Origin of the sequence: Nonomuraea sp. NPDC050022, from assembly GCF_044460705.1 — a bacterium.
Classification (GTDB): domain Bacteria; phylum Actinomycetota; class Actinomycetes; order Streptosporangiales; family Streptosporangiaceae; genus Nonomuraea.
In genome coordinates this window covers 757,085-779,331 of record NZ_JBITKE010000001.1, presented here as the reverse complement: position 1 = coordinate 779,331, position 22,247 = coordinate 757,085, and the positions used below count along the sequence as shown (strand labels likewise).

At 70.8% G+C, this 22,247-nt stretch carries 18 protein-coding genes; 15 read left to right on the top strand and 3 right to left on the bottom strand.

Translation table 11 applies throughout. The features are described from left to right. The first annotated feature begins 15 nt into the window (after nucleotides 1-15). Both ACIBO2_RS03480 and ACIBO2_RS03475 read left to right on the top strand, forming a co-directional pair. Nucleotides 16-570 (top strand): LemA family protein, encoded by a 555-nt coding sequence (locus tag ACIBO2_RS03480; protein WP_397295144.1) that lies wholly within the window; start codon nucleotides 16-18, stop codon nucleotides 568-570. Then, a complete protein-coding gene (locus ACIBO2_RS03475; protein WP_397295143.1) occupies nucleotides 570-2,003 on the top strand; it encodes a DUF2207 family protein in 1,434 nt (477 codons plus the stop codon). Before ACIBO2_RS03480 ends, ACIBO2_RS03475 begins: the two co-directional genes overlap by 1 nt. Nucleotides 2,004-2,120: 117 nt before the next feature. Here ACIBO2_RS03475 and ACIBO2_RS03470 read toward each other — a convergent pair whose 3' ends face one another. Then, nucleotides 2,121-2,729, bottom strand: coding sequence for a CGNR zinc finger domain-containing protein (locus tag ACIBO2_RS03470; protein WP_397295141.1), 609 nt, complete (start codon nucleotides 2,727-2,729; stop codon nucleotides 2,121-2,123). 29 nt (nucleotides 2,730-2,758) lie between these two features. Here ACIBO2_RS03470 and ACIBO2_RS03465 point away from each other — a divergent pair, with 29 nt between their 5' ends. The 11 genes from ACIBO2_RS03465 to ACIBO2_RS03415 all read left to right on the top strand — a co-directional run bounded on the left by ACIBO2_RS03465 (nucleotide 2,759) and on the right by ACIBO2_RS03415 (nucleotide 17,243). Then, nucleotides 2,759-3,658 carry an arginase family protein gene (locus ACIBO2_RS03465; RefSeq protein ID WP_397295139.1) on the top strand — a complete coding sequence of 300 codons (900 nt, stop codon included), beginning with the start codon at nucleotides 2,759-2,761 and terminating at the stop codon, nucleotides 3,656-3,658. A gap of 123 nt (nucleotides 3,659-3,781) precedes the next feature. Further along, nucleotides 3,782-4,525, top strand: a complete 744-nt coding sequence (locus ACIBO2_RS03460) for a sugar phosphate isomerase/epimerase (RefSeq protein ID WP_358536419.1) — start codon at nucleotides 3,782-3,784, stop codon at nucleotides 4,523-4,525. Continuing rightward, nucleotides 4,522-5,625: a Gfo/Idh/MocA family protein gene (locus ACIBO2_RS03455; RefSeq protein ID WP_397295136.1), complete on the top strand. Its 1,104-nt coding sequence runs from the start codon at nucleotides 4,522-4,524 to the stop codon at nucleotides 5,623-5,625. Before ACIBO2_RS03460 ends, ACIBO2_RS03455 begins: the two co-directional genes overlap by 4 nt. A 140-nt stretch (nucleotides 5,626-5,765) precedes the next feature. Next, nucleotides 5,766-6,776, top strand: a complete 1,011-nt coding sequence (locus ACIBO2_RS03450) for an ABC transporter substrate-binding protein (RefSeq protein WP_397295134.1) — start codon at nucleotides 5,766-5,768, stop codon at nucleotides 6,774-6,776. A 224-nt stretch (nucleotides 6,777-7,000) separates the two neighbouring features. Beyond that, nucleotides 7,001-7,900, top strand: a complete 900-nt coding sequence (locus tag ACIBO2_RS03445) for a cutinase family protein (RefSeq protein ID WP_358536413.1) — start codon at nucleotides 7,001-7,003, stop codon at nucleotides 7,898-7,900. Then, nucleotides 7,897-8,385 carry a hypothetical protein gene (locus ACIBO2_RS03440; protein WP_397295132.1) on the top strand — a complete coding sequence of 163 codons (489 nt, stop codon included), beginning with the start codon at nucleotides 7,897-7,899 and terminating at the stop codon, nucleotides 8,383-8,385. The genes ACIBO2_RS03445 and ACIBO2_RS03440 overlap by 4 nt, the downstream gene beginning before the upstream one ends. Beyond that, nucleotides 8,382-9,959, top strand: coding sequence for a hypothetical protein (locus ACIBO2_RS03435; RefSeq protein WP_358536408.1), 1,578 nt, complete (start codon nucleotides 8,382-8,384; stop codon nucleotides 9,957-9,959). The genes ACIBO2_RS03440 and ACIBO2_RS03435 overlap by 4 nt, the downstream gene beginning before the upstream one ends. Next, the gene (locus ACIBO2_RS03430) at nucleotides 9,952-10,902 is read left to right on the top strand and encodes a polyprenyl synthetase family protein (protein WP_397295129.1); all 951 of its coding nucleotides are present in this window, start codon (nucleotides 9,952-9,954) and stop codon (nucleotides 10,900-10,902) included. Before ACIBO2_RS03435 ends, ACIBO2_RS03430 begins: the two co-directional genes overlap by 8 nt. Next, nucleotides 10,896-12,926, top strand: a complete 2,031-nt coding sequence (locus ACIBO2_RS03425) for a lycopene cyclase family protein (RefSeq protein WP_397295127.1) — start codon at nucleotides 10,896-10,898, stop codon at nucleotides 12,924-12,926. Before ACIBO2_RS03430 ends, ACIBO2_RS03425 begins: the two co-directional genes overlap by 7 nt. Beyond that, on the top strand, nucleotides 12,904-14,418 hold the full coding sequence (locus ACIBO2_RS03420; protein WP_358536399.1) for a M4 family metallopeptidase: 1,515 nt from the start codon (nucleotides 12,904-12,906) through the stop codon (nucleotides 14,416-14,418). Before ACIBO2_RS03425 ends, ACIBO2_RS03420 begins: the two co-directional genes overlap by 23 nt. An 86-nt stretch (nucleotides 14,419-14,504) precedes the next feature. After that, complete coding sequence (locus tag ACIBO2_RS03415; protein WP_358536396.1) at nucleotides 14,505-17,243, top strand: BTAD domain-containing putative transcriptional regulator; 2,739 nt, start codon at nucleotides 14,505-14,507, stop codon at nucleotides 17,241-17,243. 63 nt (nucleotides 17,244-17,306) lie between these two features. Here ACIBO2_RS03415 and ACIBO2_RS03410 read toward each other — a convergent pair whose 3' ends face one another. Both ACIBO2_RS03410 and ACIBO2_RS03405 read right to left on the bottom strand, forming a co-directional pair. Next, nucleotides 17,307-18,107: a transporter substrate-binding domain-containing protein gene (locus ACIBO2_RS03410; protein ID WP_358536393.1), complete on the bottom strand. Its 801-nt coding sequence runs from the start codon at nucleotides 18,105-18,107 to the stop codon at nucleotides 17,307-17,309. Continuing rightward, complete coding sequence (locus ACIBO2_RS03405; RefSeq protein WP_358536390.1) at nucleotides 18,104-19,432, bottom strand: hypothetical protein; 1,329 nt, start codon at nucleotides 19,430-19,432, stop codon at nucleotides 18,104-18,106. Before ACIBO2_RS03405 ends, ACIBO2_RS03410 begins: the two co-directional genes overlap by 4 nt. A gap of 212 nt (nucleotides 19,433-19,644) precedes the next feature. Between ACIBO2_RS03405 and ACIBO2_RS03400 the strand changes: the two genes are divergently transcribed. Together ACIBO2_RS03400 and ACIBO2_RS03395 are read left to right on the top strand one after the other, a co-directional pair. Beyond that, complete coding sequence (locus ACIBO2_RS03400; RefSeq protein WP_358536387.1) at nucleotides 19,645-20,835, top strand: FAD-binding oxidoreductase; 1,191 nt, start codon at nucleotides 19,645-19,647, stop codon at nucleotides 20,833-20,835. A gap of 253 nt (nucleotides 20,836-21,088) precedes the next feature. Beyond that, nucleotides 21,089-22,222 carry a hypothetical protein gene (locus ACIBO2_RS03395; protein ID WP_358536384.1) on the top strand — a complete coding sequence of 378 codons (1,134 nt, stop codon included), beginning with the start codon at nucleotides 21,089-21,091 and terminating at the stop codon, nucleotides 22,220-22,222. Nucleotides 22,223-22,247 lie beyond the last annotated feature (25 nt).

Genomic DNA, 22,247 nt, shown 5'->3' with positions numbered 1-22,247 from the left:
GTCAGGGAGGCCGTTGTGATCATCGCTGTTGGCGCCTTCGCCTTACTCCTTCTGCTGGTCGCCGTCCTCATCGTCGTGCTCTACAACGGGCTGGTCCGCAAGCGCAACGCCGTCGAGAACGCCTGGGCACAGGTCGACGTGCAGCTCAAACGCCGCCACGATCTGGTCCCCAACCTGGTGGAGGTCGTACGCGGCTACGCCGGCCACGAGCGGCAGACGCTCACCGCCGTCACGGCCGCCCGCGCGCAGGCCCTCGGCGCGCACAGCCTCGCCGAGCAGGCCGACGCCGAGAACGCGCTGACCGGCGCACTGAAGACGCTGTTCGCGGTCACCGAGTCCTACCCCGACCTCAAGGCCAGCCAGAACTTCGCCGAACTCCAGGAGGAACTGGCCACCACCGAGAACCGGATCGCCTACTCCCGCCAGTACTACAACGACGCCGTCCTCACCTACAGCAACGCGATCCAGACCGTCCCGGCCAACATCGTCGCGGGCATGGGCGGGTTCACCGCCCGCGAATACTTCCAGGCGCCCGGCGAGGAGCGCGGGCCCGTACAGGTGCGGTTCTGATGACCGTCTGGTTCGCCGCGGCGGCCGTCGCCACCGCCTTATGGGCGCTGCTCCTGCTGGCCCTCGCGCTCGCGACCCGCACCCCGGACGTCACCCCCGGCCCGCCCGGCGGCGCGCCTACGGACGAATCACCCGCCGTGGTCGACCTCATCACCGGCGGCTGGCGCCTGTGCGACGAGGCCGCCTCGGCCACCCTGCTCGACCTCGCCGCGCGGGGCGCCGTCCAGATCGAGGAGGTCGGCCCGGAGCTGTCCCTGGTACGGCTGCGCAAGGCCGAGGGGCTGAACCCGTACGAGCAGCTTGTCTATGAGCACGTACGCTCACTCGCGCGCGACGACGTCGTGGCGACCGGCGCGCTGGCCGAGGGCTCGCGCAACCTGGGCCGCTGGTGGAAGAGCTTCCGCAAGAAGGTCATCGCCGACGCCCGGCGGCGGGGACTGTCGCGGGCGCGCTGGAGCCGGGCGCACGCGACGCTGCTGTTCGCGGCGGCGCTCGTACCCGCCGCGCTGGTGGCCGTCGCGGTCACCCTGGCCGACGCCTCGGCCGACTCCGACCGCGACGGCGGCATCGGCGCGGGCGTCCTCGCCTACGCCGCGCTGGTCTACCTGGCCGGTCGGCTGAACGGCGAACGCGGCACCGACCTGGGCATCCAGGCGGCGGGGCACTGGCTGGCCGTACGCGAGAGCCTGTCGAACTCCCGTTTCGCCGACAAGCCCGCGGCGAGCGTGACCATCTGGGGCCGTCCCCTGGCGTACGCAGCCGCTCTCGGGCTCGCGCCGCGCGCGGTGCGCAGCCTGCCGGTGAGCGTGCCGGCCGACGACCGCCGCGCCTGGTCCGACTACGGCGGCATGTGGCACGCGGTGGACGTACGCTACCCGTCACGGCTCATCTGGGGCAGGCCGCCGCTGCACGCCATCGGCCGCGGCCTGGCGGCGGGGTTCTTCGTCGGCTTCTGGACGTGGATCGTGCTGATCGTCCTGTCCGCGTTCGAGCTGTGGCCGCAGGCTCTGGCCCAGCCTGGCGGCTTCGCCGTCGGCCTCGCGATCGCCGCCGTGCCCGCCGGCCGCGCCCTCCTGGACTTCACCGGCCAGACCTGGATCGAAGGCCAGATCGTCCGCCTGCGCAGACGCCGGTCGGGAGGCAACGAGAACCGGCCGAAGTACGTCTACTGGTGCGCGATCGACGAGGGCCGGGGCCGCGAGCTCAAGGCGTACGGCGTGGCCGAGGACCGGTGGAGCCGCTTGTCGGAGGGCGATGTGGTCCGCGCCAGGGCCGGGTGGCGGGTCGGCTGGATCGGCGAGATCGAGGTGCTACGGAACACCGCCCACCGGGGCCACTACGCCGACACCCAGGACCACCTGATCGACGCCCCACGCAACCTCGGCGAGATCCGGCCGGGGTGGGGAGGGCAGGACGGCGGCATGCGTTCCTGACCGCGCCGTCGGCCTCGGGGTTGATACCCGATCGGCTCCGTGTGCGCGAAGGACCGGTCACGTGCGGTGGCGGGCCGAAGCGGGGCGGTGGCGGGCCGAACCCGGCGAGGGGGCCGGTCAGGTGTGGTGGCGGGCGCGGGAGGCGGCGGCGTGGGCGCGGTTGGCGCAGCGGGTCGAGCAGAACTGCCGCCGCCCCGGCCGGCTCCGGTCGATGAAGGCGTCCCGGCACGGCGAGGCCGCGCACAACCGCAGCCGTGCCCAATCCCCTGCGGCAGCCACGTCGAGGAGCTCGCGCACCGCGCGCACCGCCAGCCGGTCCGCCGTCCCCGCGCCGTCGGGCGCCGCGAGCCGCAGCACCGGCACCCCGTCCACGTCCTCCACGGCCACGCGCGTCGGCAGCCCGGCCGCGAACCGGGCCAGCGCCCGCGTCCGCTCCGGCGGCTCGCAGGCCAGCACCGCCCGCAACCGCCCGCGCATCTCCCGAACAGCGGCCAGCTCAGGCTGCTCGCCAGGCGACTCGGGCTCTTCACCAGGCGATTCACCAAACTCCTTCTCGCCGAACTCCTCCTCACCAAACTCCTCCTCGCCGAACTCCTCCTCGCCGAACTCCGCGCAGAACTGCCGCAGCGCCGCAGGGTCCGGCAGCCGCTCCGGCTCGTCCAGATACTCGTCCCACGTGTTGGCGAGGTCCAACGCCACCAACCCCGTATCGACGTACTGGCGCATCTCGTTTTCCTCCTGCTACCGTCAGGACTATGAGCACTATAACCCCTGACACGAGATTCGCCATCCTCGATGCCCCCTCGAACCTCGGCCTGCGCCCGCCCGCCCCGGACGCGGTTCCCGGCTGCTACAAGGCCCCGTGGGCGCTGCGTGACGCCGGGCTGCGGGAGCGGATCGGCGCGGAGGACGCGGGCGCGGTGGTTCCGCCGCGCTATGTGGCCACCTGGCAGCCGGGCGACGGGGTCCGCAACGGCCCGGCCATCGCCGCGTACGCCAGGAAGCTGGCCGATCGCGTCGCCGCCATCCGCGAGTCGGGGGCCTTCCCGATCGTCCTCGGCGGCGACTGCTCGATCCTGCTGGGCCCGGCCCTCGCGCTGCGCGAGAGGGGACGCTACGGCCTGGCGTACCTGGACGCTCATGCCGACTTCCGCAACCTGGGCAATTCCCCGTACGTGAGCTCGGCGGGTGGAGAGAGCCTCGCCCTGGTGACCGGCCGTGGAGACGACTACCTGACGGACATCGGCGGTCTGCGCCCGTACGTGGCCGACGAGGACGTGATCGTGCTCGGCGTCCGCGACGAGGAGGACCTGCGGGACGTCAAAGAGTCCGGTCTCGCGTACGTGCCCGCCGCCGACCTCGGACCCGGCACCCTCGACGTCGCCAGGAAGGTGCTGGTCCGCGACGACCTCGACGGCTTCTGGATCCACGTCGACGCCGACGTGCTCGATTCCGCGATACTGCCCGCGGTCGACTCCCCCACGCCCGGCGGGCCCGACTCGGACGGCCTGGCGGGGCTGCTTCGTGGCCTGCTCAGCCTCCCGGGAGCCGCCGGACTGGAGCTCACCATCTTCGACCCCGACCTCGACCAGGACGGCAGCCAGGCCGTCCTCCTCGTGGACGTCCTAGCGACGGCGCTCGCCACCGACCAGTGAGGCTTACCCCTCAGGCGAGGGTGTCCCGACTGATGGGACGACGGGCCGTACTCCCTTGACGATGCCTGATCCACCTCGGAGGATTATGTACAGATTGTGGACTAAAGCAGTCAGGGAGCCGAAGTGACCAAGCCGCTCAGCGTGCAGCTCTACTCCGTAAGGGATCAACTGGCCGCCGACCGTAACGACGTGCTGCGCCGGATAGCCGGAATCGGTTACGGGGCCGTCGAGCCCTTCGACCCGACCGGCGATCCCAAGGGCTTCCGGCAGGTGGCCGACGATCTCGGACTGACCGTTTCGAGCACGCACGCCTACGCGCTGCTCAGCAAGGAGCCGGCCGAGGTCTTCGACGCCATCGCCACCGTGGGCACCGACTTGGTGATCATCCCGGGTGGCATCGCGCACGAGGAGTTCACCACGCGCGACGGCCTGTCCAGGACCGCCGACCTGCTGAACGGCCTGGCCGAGCAGGCGGCCGCGTACGACATGCGGATCGGCTACCACAACCACTGGTGGGAGATCGAGCCGCGGATCGACGGCCGCCACGCCCTGGAGGCCCTCGCCGACCTGCTGGCTCCGGAGGTGTTCCTGGAGATCGACACCTACTGGGCCGCCGTGGGCGGCGCCGACGTGCCCGCCCTGCTGCGCGGTCTTTCCTCCCGGATCCTGGCACTGCACGTCAAGGACGGCCCGGGCGTCAAGGAGGAGCCGCACGTGGCCGTGGGGCAGGGCGTCATGCCGGTGCCGGAGATCCTCGCGGCCAGCCCGGACACCTGGCGGATCGTGGAGCTCGACAGCTGCGCGGGCGACATCTTCGAGGCGCTCGCCGGCAGCCACGACTACCTCACCGAGCTGAGCGCTTCATGAGCTCCGGACCCGTAGGCGTCGCCATCGTCGGCGCCGGTGTGATCAGCGGCACCTATCTCCGTCAGCTGTCCTCCTTCCCCGACGTTCGCGTGCTCGGGATCGCCGACCTCGACACGGCCAGGGCCGCCACCGCCGCGCGCGAGCACCAAGTGCCGGTCTCCGGCACCGTCGAGACCGTACTGGCGCTGCCGGAGGTGGAGATCGTCGTCAACCTGACGATCCCGGCCGCGCACGCCGCCGTGGCGCTCGCGGCGCTGCGCGCGGGCAAGCACGTGTACAGCGAGAAGCCGCTGGCCCTGGACATGGACGAGGCGGCCAAGGTCACCGCGGAGGCGGCGAACCTCGACCTGCTCGTCGGCAACGCCCCCGACACTTTCCTCGGCGCGGGGCTCCAGTCGGCGGCCAAGGCGCTCGCTTCCGGCCTCATCGGCACCCCGGTGGGCGTCACGGCCGCCTTCCAGAGCCTCGGCCCCGAGTCATGGCACCCCAATCCCGAGTTCCTCTACCAGCGTGGCGCCGGTCCCCTGTTCGACCTGGGCCCCTACTACCTGACCGCTCTCGTCGCCCTGCTCGGCCCGGCGGCCCGCGTCACGGCCAGCACCCGGCGGGCCCGCGACCACCGGGTGATCGGCTCGGGGCCGAAGGCGGGCACGGCGTTCGCGGTGGAGGTTCCCACGCACGTCAACGCGCTGATCGACTTCGTGGGCAGCGCCAGCGCGACCGCGACGTTCAGCTTCGATTCAGCCATCCGCCGGCAGACGATCGAGATCATCGGCACCGAGGGGGCGCTGTCGCTGCCCGACCCCAACAACTTCGACGGGCAACTGCTGGCCCGCGGTCCGCATGACGCCGAGTGGCGGGAACTGCCCGTCACGGGTACGACGGCCGGACGCGGCCTGGGCGTCCTGGACATGGCCAGGTCGTTGCGTACCGGGACCCCGCACCGGGCCTCGGGCGCGCTCGCCCAGCACGTACTGGAGATCATGACCGCCATCGGCGAGGCCGGAGAGGACGGCGAGCCCCGCCGCCTGCACACCACGTCACCCACCCCACCACCGCTCCCCGACGGCTGGGACCCGCACGCCGCCACGCTGACGTAGACGTAGCGGACCGACCCGTTCACGCTTGCCGAGCGTGAACGGGTCGGCCTCAAGGGGAGATCGGTTGCGTGACTCTCGTGGCGGAGTGTCGAATGGGATCGGCACGTGGGCGCGACGTCGACGAACCCCCGGGAGTGGCTATGAAGCCGTTGGCCATCGCATTGATCGCGATCCTGCTGGCCACGGGCTGTTCGACGCCGAGGCGGGACAAGATCACGGTCGCGTGCGGCGCGAGCGAGCGGTGGTGCGCGATGATGGTCAAGAGGTTCTCCGACTCCACCGGCGTGGAGGCCGAATTCGTCCGGCTGTCGAGTGGGGAGGCGCTGGAGCGGATCAAGGCGGCCAGGGCGCGGCAGGAGTTCGACGTCTGGCATGGCGGTCCGGCCGACTCCTACGTGGCCGCCAAGAGTCAGGGGCTGCTGGCGCCGTACAAATCCGAAAATGCTAGTGAAATCCGGCACGGGTGGGCCGATCCGGAGTATGCCTGGAGCGGGATCTACGCCGGTGTCCTGGCCTTCTGCAACAACACCAAGGAGCTGGCCAAGCGCGGCATGCAGCCGATCCACTCCTGGCGGGAGCTGCTGGACGAGCGACTGCGCGGCAGCGTCGCCATCGCCCACCCGGCCACCTCCGGAACCGCCTACACAGCCCTGTGGACACAGGTGGAGCTCAACGGCCGCGACCAGGACAAGGCACTCGACTACATGCGCGGCCTTCACCCGAACGTGCTGAGATACAACTCCTCCGGCAGCGCGGCCGCCTTGCAGGCCGCCAAGGAGGAGGTGGCGGTCGGCGTCGTCTTCTCCCACGACTGCGTCGCCGCCCAGGAGCAGGGCTATCCGAACCTGCAAGTGACCTTCCCGCAGGAGGGCACGGGTTACGAGCTCGGCGGCCTGGCCGTACTGGCCGGGGCCCACAACCCCGACAGCGCACGCAAGTACGTCGACTGGGCGCTGAGCGGAGAATCCCAGCGGCTGGGGCCGCTGGTGAACTTCTACGCCCTACCTACCAACACCACGGTGCCGGCGCACTCCAAGGCGGCCGACCCGGCGACGGTCAAGCTGGTCTCGTACGATGTGGCGGTCGCCGGCCGCGCCAAACAGTCACTCGTCGACAGGTTCAGCGCGGAGATCGCCCGGCCGCCCGTCTAGGTCTCTTCCCGAGGCGTCCCTTCCCTTTCAGCCTCGCGAGACGGCCGCCCCCGCGCCCGGGGACGAAGTCCTCGATCCAGGTGCCGTTGATCCCGGATCGATTTCATCGCGCTGACATCGGTGGAGGGCGACGCCTGCCCGATGAAAGCGATAAGTCAGCGCGCTCTGTCATCGTCCTCAACATAGCCACGAGGAGGACCCATATGCGGCGGATCCTGCCGATAGTGACTTTGCTGATCCTGGCGCTGGTCCCGGCGCCGAACGCGGTGGCCACCAAGGGCGCGCGGTCCGGGCTGCAGTGCGCCCCGTACTTCATCATCGGGCTGCGCGGCTCCGCGCAGGCCATGAGCGATCCGCTGGGCATGTCCGGGGTGACGGGGGTGTACGCCCAGGAAGCGCTGACCGTCCTGCCGGCGGACCAGACCAAGACGTACTCCCTGCCCTATCCCGCGGGCGACGTCAGCCTGAAGGCGTTCCCGCCGTCGCTGATCGACGGGAAGTGGATCCTGACGATCGCCGTACGCCGGTTGGTACGCATGTGCCCGGGGATGAACATCGGCCTGATCGGATTCTCGCAGGGCGCGATGGTGATCAACCAGGCGCTCCCCATGCTGGACGCCGAGGAGCGCAAGGCCATCCGGGCAGTGCTGATGATCTCCGACCCCCAGAGCGGCGGGGACACCTCCTACGACGCGACCGTCGGGGCCGACAACGGCCTGCCCAACGCGCGCGTGGGCGGCGGCATCCTGGGCAAGAAGGTCCTGCCCGCCGACATCCAGGACAGGACCACCGACTTCTGCATCGTCGGCGATCCGATCTGCGACGCGCCCGAGGAGAAGACCCTCGACTGGGCCCTCACGGCGGGTCTGTTCCTGTGGCAGATCCACACCCAGGACTATCCGGTCTGCTGCCAGGAACTGCTCGTCTACAGGGCGATGGCGGTCGCCTTCGCCAGGCGGCTGCTCCAGTCGCCCTCGTCCCCACCCGTGCTCAAGCCGATGCCGCCGTTGCCCGAGGGATTCTGCCCGTCGCTGCAGTCCGGCGTACGTCAGGCGGGCACTCCCACAGCCCTGGCCGGCTGCGACGGCAGGCCCGCTCCCGACGTCAAGGAGGCCCAGGCGTGAACCACCTCACGCGCCGCTATGTCCTGCGCGCCGCCGGTGTGACGATCCTGGCGGGGGTGACCGGGGCCGCGACTCCCCCGAAACAGACGCTGACCGGCCAGGAGATCGAGATGGTCCTCCAGGTCGCGCGATTAGGCGCGGTCTATCCCGTGCCGTTCCCCGACGAGCACGGGGTGTCGCAGGCCACCGCCGAGCGCTTGCGGGCCCGCCTGCCGGAGCTCGCCCCCGCACGCTTCCAGCTCGTCCGCGACGCGGTACGCGACCTCGCGGCGGCCGGTCTGACCGGCGCCTCCCGCGACCGGCTGCTCGACGGCCTGGCCCGTAAGGCCGCCGACAACGGCGGCGACGCGCTGACGGCGCTGACAGCGCTGGCCGTGGCGACGGTGTCCACGGACTTCAGCCCCAATGACGACACCGCGGCCGTGTTCTGGCTCGGTGGGCTGCGACAACGCCATCTCCGGCTGAAGGGGGACCGACGTTCATGAGACTTCTTCCTGAGCACGAGGAGGCGCTGAAGCGCGGGAAGGAGGCCGTGCTCGGGGCGTTCGCCGCTGTCCCCGGCACCACCGCGTTCGGCTACGGGTTCCGGCGGCGCGGTGGCGAGCTGACCGACGAGCCCGTGGTCGTCGCGTCGGTGGCCAAAAAGCGCCCGCAGGGGTACGTGGCGCGCAGCCGCCTGCTGCCCAGGACGGTCGAGGTGGACGGCCGCAAATGGGGCGTCGACGTCATCCAGGCCGGCCCGTACACGTTCGGCCGGGAGGGCGGCCGCCAGGGCGGCCGCGAGGGCGGCCGGCGGAGCCCGGCGGCCCAGAACGCCACGCTGCGGAAAACCGCGAACCAGGGCGTCGGAATCGGCAACGAGCGGACAGATGACTGGGGCACGTTCGGCTGCCTCGTTCGCGATCTGTCCAACGGCGGGGCCCCGTCCATCCTGACCGCCGGGCACGCGGTCGGATCGACGCACGGCGCCGTGCCGGGCGATGTCATCGTGCAGGGGACCTGGGCGGGTGGGACCGGCCCTGCCATCGGCGAGCTGACCCGGTTCACCAGGCTGCGCAAGGACGGCCGCAACCTGGTCGACGCGGCGGTCGTCAAGATCACCGACATGGACAACTTCGACGAGTTCACCACCAGCGAGAACAAGGAGATGCCACGTATAGGCGTCCGCCATCCGCTGATCGGCATGCTCGTCGGCATGGCCTCCGACTACTCGGGGCTGTGCACCCGGATCGGGCCCATCCTGGCCGAGATGAACGTCCGGCCGTACCAGGACCTGGGCGACCCCGACTTCCCCGTCACCTGCGACGTGATCGACTTCGACATGAAGGTGGACAAGGCAGGCGCCGGTAGCTGGTACACCTCCAGCATCGTCGTCGGCATCGGCGTGACCCCGGTGGACCTCGGTTTCTTCACGAACCACGACTTCTACATGTTCGACGACATGGTGCAGGTCGACACCGGGTTCTGCCTGCACGACGGCGACGCCGGCGCGGCCGTGTGCCTGGGCGGTGACGGCAGGACCCGGATCGACTGGACCCAGGTGAACTGCTCGTTCCTGGAAGGGGCCGGCGAGATGTACGACCTGCCGCTGGTGGGGGACGAGAAACTCGCCGACCGGTTCCGCGACGACTTCCTGCTGCGCAGCCGGGTGGGCCGGATGCTGGTCCGCCTGTTCTACGTCAACTTCCAGGCGCTCGTCGACCGCGTGAAGGGCAGAGAGGCCAGTGCCCTGGAGAAGGACTACGCCAAGCATCTGTACGAAACGTACCGATCGGTCCTGGAGACCGTCCTGACCACACCCGACACCCCTGACCGGGTGATCACCGCACAGCACGTGAGCGACGCCGCCAAGGTGGTGGACGGTCTGCGCCCGCGGCTCTCGGCCCAGGAATACACCGCCGCCAAGCAGATCCACGCGCTCTTCGCCCAGACCGTGGGCATGAACCGGCAGCAGCTCCTCACGATGATGAACGGCGACGACCTCTACCAGAAGATGCACACCATCCTCAGCCGGGTGCCGACCGTCCAGTACCTCGGCCCGGTCGGGGCGGATGCCTGAGACCACGGCCGTCACGGCCTACTCGGCCCGGGTCCAGGACAGGCTGCGCGGGCTGATGGCCGGGCTCCCCCGGTCGGCCCGCGCCCTGGTGACCGGCTTCGTCGACCGGCCCGGCAAGCGCCTGCGCTCGAGGCTGCTCGGCGCCGCCGCGCGGTGCGGCCCGCACGACCCGGAGCGGGTCGTGCGGCTCGGCGCCGTGGTGGAGCTGCTGCACCTGGCCTCGCTGGTGCACGACGACGTGATCGACCGGGCGCCGACCCGCCGCGGCGCCCCGGCCGCGCACCTGGTCGCGGGGCCGGAACCGGCGGTGCTGGCCGGACTCTCCTGCCTGGCCCTGGCCGGTACGGAGGCCGCCGACCTGGGCACCGGCCCGAACCGGCTGATCAGCGCGGCCGTCGCCCAGCTGGCCCGGGGCGAGCTGCTGGACGTGGAACGCGCCTTCGACACCACGTACACGCTCGCGGACTACGACGAGCTCGTCGAGCGCAAGACCGGCGCGTTGTTCCGGCTGTGCTGCGTGCTCGGCGCGGCGGAGGCGCGGCTGGGATCGGCGCGGTCCGAGGCGCTGGCCGCCTTCGGTCTCCATCTGGGGGTGGCCTTCCAGATCCTGGACGACTGCCTCGACCTGGCCGGACCGAGCACCGATTCCGGCAAACCTGCCGGAACCGATCATCTGCTCGGCCTGTTCGGCGCCCCGACGCTGTGCGCGCTGCGTGACGCGCCGTCGGGCGAACTGGCCGCGCTCCTGCTCGACCCGGCGCTCACCGCGGCGGACCTGCCGCGCGTACGTACGCTCGTCATCGCCTACGGCGGCATCAGCGCCGCCCACGATCTGGCGCGCGCCGCCCACGACGAGGCACTCGCCGCCCTCGGCGACGGCGGCGCGGGCCGCCAGGCACTGCTCCAGGTCGCCACTTCGCTGTGGCGGGAGACCCCGTGCTGACCCGCCGCACGGACGTGCTGGTGGTCGGGGCGGGACCGGCGGGCGGCGCGACGGCCGCGGCGCTGGCCCGGCACGGGCTGCGCACCCTGCTGGTGGACGGCGGCGAACCGGGGGCGACCCACGACGTCGCCCTCAGCGCCTCCGCCATGGACGCCCTGCGCGCCCTCGGAGTCGCGGCCTTCGACGGAGCATGGCCGGTGGACGGGGTGGATGTCCGGTTCGGCGACGGTCCGGCCCGTCCGCTCCCCGGCGTGGGCGCCGCCGTCTGCGATCGTGAGTGGCTGCGTACGCGGTTGCGCGAGCTCGCCACCGATCTCGGCGCGGCCATGCTGCCGGGGCGGATGACCGACTGCGAGCCGCACCCCGACGGGCACCGGGCGGTGATCGCCACAGGCGGTGGCCAGGTGGCGGTCCTGGCCCGGCATGTCGTCCTCGGGACGGGCTCGCTGCCCGGCAGACGGCCGCACGGCGAGGGCATGGCCGTCGTCCAGCGGTTCGCGCTGCCGGAGCGGGACTCCCGGCTGCTGCTCCATCTGGTGCCCCCCTCCCCCGCCGATCCGCACGACCGCCCGGCCGGGATCTGGATCATGCCCGCGGGACCAGGGACGTGCGCCGTCGGCGCCGTCCGCGTCGGAGACCGGCAAGAGAGCGCGGCCGATCTGCTGGCCTCGGCGATCGAGCGGCTCGCCGGGGCCGACCCCGTGTTCGCGACGGCCCGGCCCCTCGGTGAGCTCGTGTCCGGGCCGGTCAGCACCGGGTTCGCCCCCGCGCTCGCCGGGCACGAGGGCCGGTTGCTGGTCGGGGACGCCGCCGGGCTGGTCAACCCGTTCACCGGCGAAGGGCTCGGCTACGCGGTGCAGAGCGCGCTGCTGGCGGCCGACGCGATCGCCGCGCATCCAGACGATCCCGGCGCCGCGCGCGAGGCGTACGCACGGCGGCTGGCCCGTGCGTACGTCGGCCACTTCGAGACCGCCCGCCACGCGGCCCGCCGCTACCATCTGGCCTGGCGCGTCCTGGCCGCCACCGCGCACAGCGACCAGCCGATCTTCGCGCTGGCCCGGCGGGGCATGCTGTCGGCCGGGGAAGCGGCCGAGCCGGTCGAGCTGAACCCGGACGACCGCCTGTACCTGAGCCCGTTCCTGGCCGCCTGCGCCGAGACGGCCGTGTCCGCGGTGCGCGAGGAGTGGCCCTTCATCGCGCGACTGCTCACCGCAGGGGCGGGGCTTCGCCCGGCGTCGCTGCTGCTGGCCGGGGTTGTCGCGGCCGGAGCGCATCCCCAGGCCGAGCTGGCGGGGGCCGGCGCGGCGATGGACCTGGCCGCGCTCGGCGCCCTGTCCCTGATCGGCGCGCCGGAAGCGGGTGTGCCGGTGCGGGGGCAGGCGCGCGGGGTCGACTGGGAGTCCGCCGTCACCGTGCTGGCCTGCGACTTCCTGCTGTCGCAGGCGGCACGCCTGGTCGCGGAGTCGGCTCCGGAGGCGTCCTGGGCGTTCGCGGACTGGCTGGCCGAGCTCACCAGGATCAGGGCCGAGAGGATCGCCGACCCGGGCACGACCGACGCCGGCGACCTGTTCGCCGCGCTCTTCGAGTTCCCCATACGGATCGGGGCGCAGCTCGGCGGCGCCGGCACGGCGGTCATGGAGGCGCTCAGGGAGTTCGGCGGGCACTGCGGACGGGCGTTCCTGCTGGCCGAGGACGTTCTCGCGCTACGCGGGGGGCCGACCCGCCTGGCCACCACCACCCGGGCGATGCTCGCGGCGCGGACCTCGACGCTCCCCCAGCTCCTGGGCATGCCCGGCCTCACCGGCACGGACAACCCGCACGTGCGGGCGGCCGCGCTGGCCGTGGCGTCCCGTGCCTGCCGCGGCGAGATCGACCTCGCCCTGCGTGCCGCCGGCCGCGTCCCGGTCGCGCGCGCGGCGCGCATCCTGCGCGCGCACGTTCTGACGATCAGAGCCTCGATCGATGCCCCGTCCGCGGAAGTCACCGAAAGGATCACCCCCGATGAGACGTGCGACTGTCCTTAAGGTGGCGATGGCGGCGGTGCTGACCGTTCCGCCCTACGTCGCCGTACCACCGCCCGACCCCTCGGCCCTGGCCGCCTCCGCCGCCGACCGCCTCGTCGCCGACCGGCCAGAGCTGATCCACCGCTCCGGCCAGGACGTTCTCGTGCGGGGCCGCGTGGTGTCCGGGGCTCACGGGCTGCGCTATGTCCCGTACGAGCGTACGTACGCGGGCCTGCCCGTACGCGGCGGGGACTTCGTCGTGGTCACCGACGCGGACGGACGCGTGCTCAGCACCTCCATCAACCAGGAGCAGGCCTTGTCGGTGGAGACCCGGCCGGAGGTGTCCGCGCAGGACGCGGGGACGGCGGCCCGCCGCGAGGTCGGCACGGGAACCGACATGACGCCGCCCACGCTGACGGTCCTGGCCCGGGGCGGCGGCGTGCTGGCGTACGAAACGGTGATCACCGGCGTCAAGGGCACGCGCCCGAGCCGGCTGCACGTCTTCGTCGACGCCCGCACCGGCAAGGTGATCGACTCCTGGGACGAGGTGGCCGACGGCGTGGGGAGCAGCTACTACCACGGCCGGATCCCCTTCGACACCACCCGATCGTCCACCCTGTACGGGATGTCCGACCCCGTACGGTCGGGAGTGCGCTGCGGCGGCCTGGACGGCCGCACTTACACCGATCCCGACGACGACTGGGGCAACGGCACCGGCACCGACCTGGTCACCGCCTGCGTGGACGCCATGCACGCGGCGCAAGGGGGCTGGGACATGCTGGATCGGTGGCTGAGCAAGCCCGGCGGGTTCGACGGCTACGGCCGCAGCTTCCCGATGCGCGTCGGGTACGACGACGCGAACGCGTACTACGACACGTTCAAAACGGTTTTCGGCCACAACCTCAGCCGGACCCGGCAGGCGACGTCGACCGACGTCGTCATGCACGAGCTCGGGCACGCCATTTTCGACTTCACGCCCGGCGGCGCGCAGGGCACGCGCGAGAAGGGCGGCCTCAACGAGTCGACCGGCGACATCTTCGGGACGGTGACCGAGTGGTACCTGAACGAGCAGGCCGACCCGCCGGACTACCTGATAGGCGAGCAGGTCGACCTGGTCGGCACGGGGCCCATCCGGAACATGTACGACCCGTCAAAGGTCGGCGACCCCAAGTGCTTCAGCGAGGCCGTGCGCGACATGGAGGTGCACGCCGCCGCCGGCGTGCAGAACCACTGGTTCTACCTGCTGGCCGAGGGGTCCGCCCCCGTCGACGCCGCCCGGCCGGGCAGCCCCACCTGCAACGGTTCGGTCGTGCATGGCATCGGCGTCCGCCAGGCGGCCATGGTCTATATGGAGACCCTCAACCGCAAGGTGTACGAATGGAGCCACGAGGAGGCCCGCCGCGCCTCGATGGAGGCGGGGCTGCAGCTGTTCGGCTGTGAGGGACTGCGCGCCGTACGCGACGCGTGGAACGCCGTCAGCGTCCCCGCTCACCCCAACGAGCCCAATTGCTGATAGACGCAGGTTCTTTGAAGTTTTTGAAACCGGGTGTCTGCGGCCCTTAGGCTCAGCCGAATGCACAGGGGTTTAAGGCGGAGCACTTGATCCACTTCAGCGTCCTGGGCCCGCTGCGGGTGAGGAGCGCCGCGGCGGAGATCTCGTTGTCCGGGCCCAAGCAGCGCATCGCGCTCGCGACGTTGCTGCTGCACGCCAACGAGCGCGTCTCCGCCGACCGGCTGATCGCCCGGATGTGGGACGGCGACGAGTCGTCGAACGCGCGCGCGGCCCTGCAGACGCATCTGACCCGCCTGCGTCGTGCCCTGGGCGATCCGGGCCTCATCCAGACCTTCGACGGCGGTTACACCATCAGCGTCACCGCCGACAGCCTCGACCTGCTGCGGTACCGGGAGATCATCAGACGCTCCCAGAGGAGCGGGCCGGCCGAGGAACTGGCCGCGCTGACCGAAGCGATGGCGCTGTGCGGCGAGCCGCTGCTGGCCAACGTCCCCTCGGAGACGCTCCATCGCGAGGAGGTCTCCCTGGTCGTCGAGGAGCAGGTGCGCACCCTGGAACGATGGTCGGAGCTGCACCTCGAATGGGGCAGGCCGGAGCAGGGGATCGCCGTGCTGCGCTCGGCCATCGCCAGGCATCCCTACAGGGAGCGCCTGTGGGCCAACCTGATCCTCGCGCTGCACCGCTCGGGGCGGCAGGCGGAGGCCATGGAGACCTACCAGAGCGTCACCCACCGGCTCCTCGAGGACCTGGGCGTCGGCCCCGGGGAGCCGCTGCGCCGGGCCCACCGTTCGATCCTGGTCGCCGACGAGTACGAGGTGGCCGACGCGCCGATGACGCCGCAGCAGCTGCCGTCCGGCATCGCGCACTTCACCGGGCGCCTGGCCGAGCTGGCCCGGCTGGACCGGCTGGTGGCCGACCTGCCGGGGCGCAGCGAGATCGTGGTGATCGGCGGCCCGGGCGGCGCGGGCAAGTCCGCGCTGGCGGTCCACTGGGCGCATCAGGTGATCGACCGCTTCCCCGGCGGGCAGCTGTACCTGAACCTGCGCGGGTTCGGCCCCGGCGGGCCCATGGACCCGAAGGTGGCGATCGAGACGCTGCTGCGCGCGATGGGCGTGTCCGCCACGAGCCTGTCGGCCGACCTGGACGCGCGCGCGGCGATGCTGCGCAGCACGCTGGCGGGCCGGCGCATGCTGCTGCTCCTGGACAACGCCCGTGACAGCGCGCAGGTACGTCCTCTGCTCCCGGGGGCCAACTCGCTGGTGCTGGTGACCAGCCGCAACCAGCTGCGCGGGCTGGCCGCCAGGGACGGCGCCCGCCGGCTCAGCCTCGACCCGCTCACCCCGCCCGAATCCCTCGAACTGTTGGAGAAGGTGATCGGCGCACGGCAGGTCGCCGACGAGCGCGACGCGGCCGTACGCCTGGTGAAGCTGTGCGACGGCCTGCCGCTGGCGCTGTCGGTCATCGCCGAGCGGGCCCACCGCGGCGGCGGCCTGGCCAGGATCGTCAGCGCGCTGGAGGACGAGAAGGCCAGGCTGGAGCAGTTCGGGATCGGCGAGGACGACCCCATGGCCGACCTCAACACCGCGCTGCTGTGGTCGTACCGGGCGCTGACGGCACCGGTGGCCAGGATGTTCCGCCTGCTCGGCCTGCACCCGGCCGGAGATCTCTCGCTGGAGGCGGCGGCCGCGCTGGCCGGCGTGGCGCCGCAGGAGGCCGGCGCGCTGCTCGACCATCTCGTCGCGGCCCACCTCGTCAAGCAGGTCCAGCCGGACCGCTTCGAGCTGCACGACCTGGTGCACCTGTACGCCACCGGCCGGGCCGTGGAGGAGGAGACGGCCGGTGAGCGCGACGCCGCGGTGGACCGGCTGCTGGACTGGTACCTCTACACCGTCGTGGAGGCCGACAGGCAGATGCTGCCGCACCGCGTACGGGACTTCGTCGAGCCCCACACCAGCCAGATCTCGCCACTGACGTTCGACGATCACCGGCAGGCGCGCAACTGGCTGGAGCGGGAGTACCACTGCCTGCGCTCGGTCATCGCCTGGGCGGCGGCCAACGGCCGGGCCGGGCACGCGTGGCGTATCTCGATCGGCATGACCACCTTCTTCGACCGGTACATCCCCTGGCACGACGGCCTGGAGTTCACCCGGTCGGCGCTGCGGGCGGCCGAGATCGCCGCGGAGCCCGCCGGGCAGGGCTTCACGCTCAACTCCCTCGGCTGCGTCCACTTCGACATGGGTGAGCATGAAATCGCCCTGTCCCGCTTCAAGCAGTCGCTGTCCCGCTTCCGGCAGGCCGGACATGCCAGGGGCGAGGCGATGCTGCTGGGCAACCTCGGCCTGGTCCACGGCGAGCTCGGCGACACCGCAGAGGGCAGGCGCTGCCTGGAACGCGCACTGACGCTGTACGAAAGCCTCGGCGGCCAGTACGGGATCGCCCACCTTCTCGACAATCTGGGCATCGTCAGCCATCTGGCGGGCGACCATGAGCTCGCGGTCGAGTACTACCGCCGGGCCCTCACGGCCACCGCCTCCAACGGCAACACCGATGTGCGCGGCGACATCTGGCGCAACCTCGGGCGCGCGTACGTGGCCCTACGGGACTGGCGCAGGGCGCTGCGCTGCTTCCGCGAGGCGGTGGCCCTGTACGAGGGCAAGGGCAACCGCCGCTGGCTGGCCATGTGCCTGATCGACCTGGGCCGGGCCCTGGCCGACGCCGGGCGCCGCGAACCGGCCAGAGGCGTCCTGCTGTCGGCGCTGGCCGAGCTGAAGGCCATGGACGACCCGCGCGTGGGCGAGGTCGCGACGATCCTGGAGACTCTCTAGTGCCGTGAACCGCGGGCTGATGCCGGAAACCCGCCAACCCGACCCGCCCGCTTCAGGACACTCCTAGGAGCAGCCCTCGAACTGCGGGACCGAGACCACCGACAGGTCGATGCCCGACTTGCCGAACCATTTGTCCAGCAGCATGTTCGCCGTGCCGTCCTGGTACATCTCGGTGATGGCCCGGTTGAGCTCCTCGCAGCCGTCCACATCACCCTTACGAATGCCGATCGCCGTCCGTTGCTCGTTGAAGGTCGCACCGACCAGGTGCAGATCGACGCCCGGCTTGGTGAGCAGCCCCGCCAGGATCTGGCTGTTGGTGGAGATGGCGTCGATCCTGCCGTCCTTGATCATCTGCAGGCATACGTTGTAGTCGGGCGCGGGGACGGCGATCGCCTTGACCCGGCGCTCGTCGATGATCCGCTGGGCGATGTTCGTGCCACGCACCCAGCAGATCTTGCGGCCCGCCAGGTCGCGGACGTCGCGGATGACGTCCTTGTCGGCCGGCCGCACCGCGATGTCCTGGAAGTCGACGTGGTATGGCCCGGCGAAGTCGATCACCTTCTTCCGCTCCGGGGTGACCGACATGTGGGCGAAGACCAGGTCAGCCCGCCCTTGTGTGAGCACGGTGAGCTGGTCTCCGGCGGTGATCTCCAGCCAGCGGATCTGCTTGTGCAGCCGGGAGATGAGATATTTCGCCACGTCGATGTTAAAGCCGTAGTACACGCCGCCCTGCCCCTTGAAACTGATCAGCGGGACGTCGGAGCGGATGGCGACGATCAACTTGTCCTTGTCCACGATGGATTCCGGCCGCGCAGCGCCGCAGGCGGTGAGCAGCAGCGTCAGGCAGATCAGCAGCTTTCTCACCGGTACTCCCTGAGCCGTGGCCAGATCCCGACCAGGATGAGCAGGGCGCCGGCGGCCAGCCCGGCGGGGATCAGCCGCCACAGCGTCTCCAGGGCTCCATCGCCGCTGTCGATGGCGCGCTCGAAGTCGGACTCGTGCCGCCGGACCAGCTCCTCCAGCATCTTGTCGTAGCTTTCGTAGGTCTGGGTGAGCTCGCCGTCCCAGTACTTGATCGCCGCTTCGGCCGTCATGGTCCGCATCCGCGCGTCCGCCTGCTGGAACTTCTGGTACACGGCGAAGAGGCGTTCCCGGTCCTGGCCCGTCAAGCTGCCGAGCAAGCCCTGGAAGTCGGCCCGCAACTTGCTCTGGTAGTCGGGCAGGCTGGTGGAGTCGACAGCCGCGATCGTCTGTGACTTGTCCAGGAAGCTGTGTTCGTAGGTGTCCTTGCGGAAGCGGTCGAGCAGGTAGCGATTCTGGTCTCCGTGCATGCTGTTGCTGATAGCCCGCGCCCTGGTCAAGGTGAGCACCGCGTCGAAACCGCCGCGCTTGGCCTCGTCCAGCGCCTGGCCCTGCCGGTTGAGCAGGACCGTGCCCGTCACCAGACCGGCCACGGTGAGCACGGTGGCGACCACCAGGGCCGGCGCGAAGACCCGGCGGAACCTGCGGGTCAGGTACATCTGCAGACCCACCAGGCAGGCCAGCGCGAGCAGCCCGGTGACGATGACGGCGAAGCGGGCCAACGAGGTGGCCGAGCGCTCGGCCACATGCGCGCGCCGGACGATCGTCCCGGTTTCCAGGGTCAGGTTGTAGGCCTGGGGAAGCAGTTCGCGATGCATGAGGTCGGTGGCCTTCTGATAGGCCTGGACCACATTGTCAGGCGGCTGTCCCGCGGTGTGCTTGGACTGCACGTCCAGCAGCCGGGCCTGGGTCGCCAGCCGTTCGTAGCGGCCCAGGCCCTCGATCAGCGACTCGACCGTGCGTTGCTCGGCGGGATTGTCCAGGGCCAGCCGGTACGCCTTGAGCAGGCTCTCGGAGATCTCCAGCCGACGCTGGTCATAGTTGGTCAGATCGGCCTGCTGCTGGGGGCCGTACTCGCTGCCCAGCAGCAGGGTCTCGGCCACCAGCGCGTCCATCTCCGACATCTGCCGATACAGGCCCGTGGTGGCGAGGACCTGCGGCCCGGCGTCATGTCCGATGGTGCGTAAGCCGGAGCCCGTGCTCGCCGCGCCGGCCAGGATCGCGGCCAGCAGGAGCGCCAGCGTCAGGAGGGACAGCCCGGCCAGCGTACGCACCCGCCCGGAGACCGACTTCTCGCGCCTGATCGAAGGCGTCGCCGTCACTGTCATGGGCCGCTCCGAAGGGAGACGCCGGGATCGTTGGTGTACACCGCGCCCCCGAGATCGACTCGTGCTCAGAAATTCGAGCATGGCCGCGGAAGTGACAGATCCGCAAGAGGATTCGGTTACCTTCGCTCGGCCGGCAGGCCCGTGCCGGGATCGTGGCTGGCGGCCGCCGGAAGCTAACGTGCCCATACCCGCTCTATGACGTCAGGAGCCACATGTCAGACCACACCGCGGCCCGGCGCGTCGTCGTCCTCGGGGGCGGCATTCTCGGCGTGTCCACCGCCGTGCACCTCGTACGCGGCGGCGCCGAGGTCGTCCTGGTCACCGAATCGGAGCTCGCCAGCGGCGCGTCGGGACGTTCGTTGTCCTGGCTCAACTCGGCGGGCATGCGGTCCAGCTCCTACCATCTCCTGCGCCTCCTCGGCATCGACCGCTACCGCACCCTGTTCGCCGCCGACCCTGGCCGGGATTGGCTGCGCTTCGACGGCGCCCTGTGGTGGACCACCCCCGACGGGGCCGAGGCGACTCGCGCACGGCACGCGCACGAGGTCGCGAACGGGTATGAGTCGCACCTCGTCGACGGGCGCGGCTCCGAGTCGCCTCCCATCAGCCGCGCGGACGCCGACGGCGGAGTCCCGGCGGGCGGGGACGTGGGCCAGCGGGTCAGCGGGGTCCGGGTGGGCATGGGTGAGCGGCTCGCGATCCACAATCCTGGCGACGGCTGGGTCTCCCTCCCCCACCTGATCCGCGAGCTCGCGGACGAGCTGGTCCGCCGCGGAGGCCGGCTCGTCACCGGCGCGGGACACTGCTCGGTGATCGTGGAGGACGGCCGGGCACGGGGAGTGCGCGGCGCCGACGGCACGTCGTGGCGTGGCGACGCCGTCGTGACCGCCTGCGGCGCGCAGACCCCGGCGGTGCTCGCGGAACTCGGCGTGGACCTGCCGGACGCGTCCCCGCTGTCCATGCTCGTCATCACCGAGCCGGTCGAGACCGAGGTCGTGACCGTGCTGAACACGCCGCGCGCGGCGATGCGCCCCAACCCCGGATCGACCTTCGCGATCGACCACAGCTGGTACGAGGAGCACATCACCGAGCACGAGGACGGCTCCTGCTCGATCGACGAGAAGTACGTCAAGGAGCTCGTCGCCGAGGCGTCCGCCCTGCTCCAGGGTGATGTCACCCTCCGGGCGGCGTCGTGGCGGCTCGGCCGCAAACCCATACCGGCGGACGGTGAGCCGGTCTTCGGCGAGCTGGAGTCGGTGCCCGGCTGCCATGTGGCGTTCACCCACTCGGGTGCGACGCTGGGGCTCATCGCTGGGGAGCTCACCGCGTACGAGGTGCTCACGGGCACCAGGCATCCGCTCTTGGAGGACTTCCGCCCGGGGCGCTTCTCCCGAACGGGGTGACCCCGGGCGCCCGCGAAACCGCGAAACTAAATGGTCTTGGTGCTGCAATTCGCTACTAATCGTGTATCAAGCGACAGGCGTTCAAATTGCCGGGACATTTGCGCTCAGATCGCGAGAGGAAGAAGTGGTGTCAGTAAACAAGCAACGACCCGACGACCAGCCTGCGTTATCCGACGGCGGCAGACGATTCCCAGCGGACGTCGTCGTCCCAGAGCTCTCTCGCAGAACCTTTCTGGGGAGCAGCCTCGGAGCCATGGCTGTGGCCTCGCTGCCCTGGGCCGGCGCCCCCATCCCGACGTCATGGCACTGGGCTCTCCTCGGCAAGCCCGGCCCTGAGGTGACCTACGGGATCGGTGCGGTGGCGGTCCAGGATAGAAAAGTCTCGACGGCCTCCCGTCCTTTCGTATTCGTGCGAGGGGATGACAGTCATCTGTACATTCTCTGGGAAACCCCCACCGGCAGCTGGGAATGGGTCGACCAAGGGGGAAAGGTCGACCGACCCGTTGGTGTCATCGCCCTCGACGACCACCCGAATGGGAATCGACCCTACGCGTTCGTCGTGCGAGACAGACATCTCTGGGTGCGCTGGTGGAACGGCGTAGATTGGATCTGGTCCGATCAGGGGCAGCCGGCGAGCGTCGACGTTCTCAATGGCCTCGGCGCGGTGACGGTCGCGCTGAAGCCGACGCTAGAGCTCGCCCCCTTCGCCGTCGTAACCGGCAGCGACGGCAATGCGTGGGTGAACTGGTGGAACGTGACATCCTGGCTCTGGCACAACATGGGCTCGCCCGGCGTCGCGATCGGCTCCTCCATGGGAGTTCTCGCCGTCCCGGACGAGAGAACCGGCGAGCAGAGCCTGCAAGTTCATGTGTGGGGCGGCGACGGACAACTGTGGCTCGGTGTCACGGACACGGTGTCCACACGATGGACCGCCCTTGGTAGTCCTCCCTACCCTGCGGTGATCAGTGGCTCGGCCGGTGCGGCGATCATCAAGAGCGGCCCGGGTCAGCCCTCGCGGCCCTGCTGCTTCGTCCTGAGCGGACCAACCGGCGACCTCTGGGCCTGCCAGGACGGCACCTGGCTCGCGATGGGCGCACCACCGAGTGACCACTACGCCAATATCGGTTTGGGGGCGATAAGCGTCCTGGACGTGAACAACGGCTCCCAGTACGCACTGGTCTTCGTGACCGACGGCAACAACTCCGTCTGGGCCTGTCGGTGGGACGGCACCAAGCCGGTCTGGGAAGATCACGGGAATCCGACTGGCCACATCATCGACGCGGGCATCGGCATCACCAACACACAGACCTCGCCTGCGGCAGCTCAGATGCCCCATGCCTTCATGCGAACCTCAGACGGGCTCGTATGCGAGAACTGGCAGCAATAGGGCCCATCAGCGATGGCTGTCTGCC

What these genes read in the sequence shown, in the direction of transcription:
- ACIBO2_RS03475 (WP_397295143.1), top strand. Translation starts at nt 570, where the DNA reads ATGACCGTCTGGTTCGCCGCGGCGGCCGTCGCCACCGCCTTATGGGCG.
- ACIBO2_RS03470 (WP_397295141.1), bottom strand. Translation starts at nt 2,729, where the DNA reads ATGCGCCAGTACGTCGATACGGGGTTGGTGGCGTTGGACCTCGCCAAC.
- ACIBO2_RS03465 (WP_397295139.1), top strand. Translation starts at nt 2,759, where the DNA reads ATGAGCACTATAACCCCTGACACGAGATTCGCCATCCTCGATGCCCCC.
- ACIBO2_RS03455 (WP_397295136.1), top strand. Translation starts at nt 4,522, where the DNA reads ATGAGCTCCGGACCCGTAGGCGTCGCCATCGTCGGCGCCGGTGTGATC.
- ACIBO2_RS03450 (WP_397295134.1), top strand. Translation starts at nt 5,766, where the DNA reads ATGAAGCCGTTGGCCATCGCATTGATCGCGATCCTGCTGGCCACGGGC.
- ACIBO2_RS03435 (WP_358536408.1), top strand. Translation starts at nt 8,382, where the DNA reads ATGAGACTTCTTCCTGAGCACGAGGAGGCGCTGAAGCGCGGGAAGGAG.
- ACIBO2_RS03430 (WP_397295129.1), top strand. Translation starts at nt 9,952, where the DNA reads ATGCCTGAGACCACGGCCGTCACGGCCTACTCGGCCCGGGTCCAGGAC.
- ACIBO2_RS03420 (WP_358536399.1), top strand. Translation starts at nt 12,904, where the DNA reads ATGAGACGTGCGACTGTCCTTAAGGTGGCGATGGCGGCGGTGCTGACC.
- ACIBO2_RS03405 (WP_358536390.1), bottom strand. Translation starts at nt 19,432, where the DNA reads ATGACAGTGACGGCGACGCCTTCGATCAGGCGCGAGAAGTCGGTCTCC.
- ACIBO2_RS03400 (WP_358536387.1), top strand. Translation starts at nt 19,645, where the DNA reads ATGTCAGACCACACCGCGGCCCGGCGCGTCGTCGTCCTCGGGGGCGGC.
- ACIBO2_RS03395 (WP_358536384.1), top strand. Translation starts at nt 21,089, where the DNA reads ATGGCTGTGGCCTCGCTGCCCTGGGCCGGCGCCCCCATCCCGACGTCA.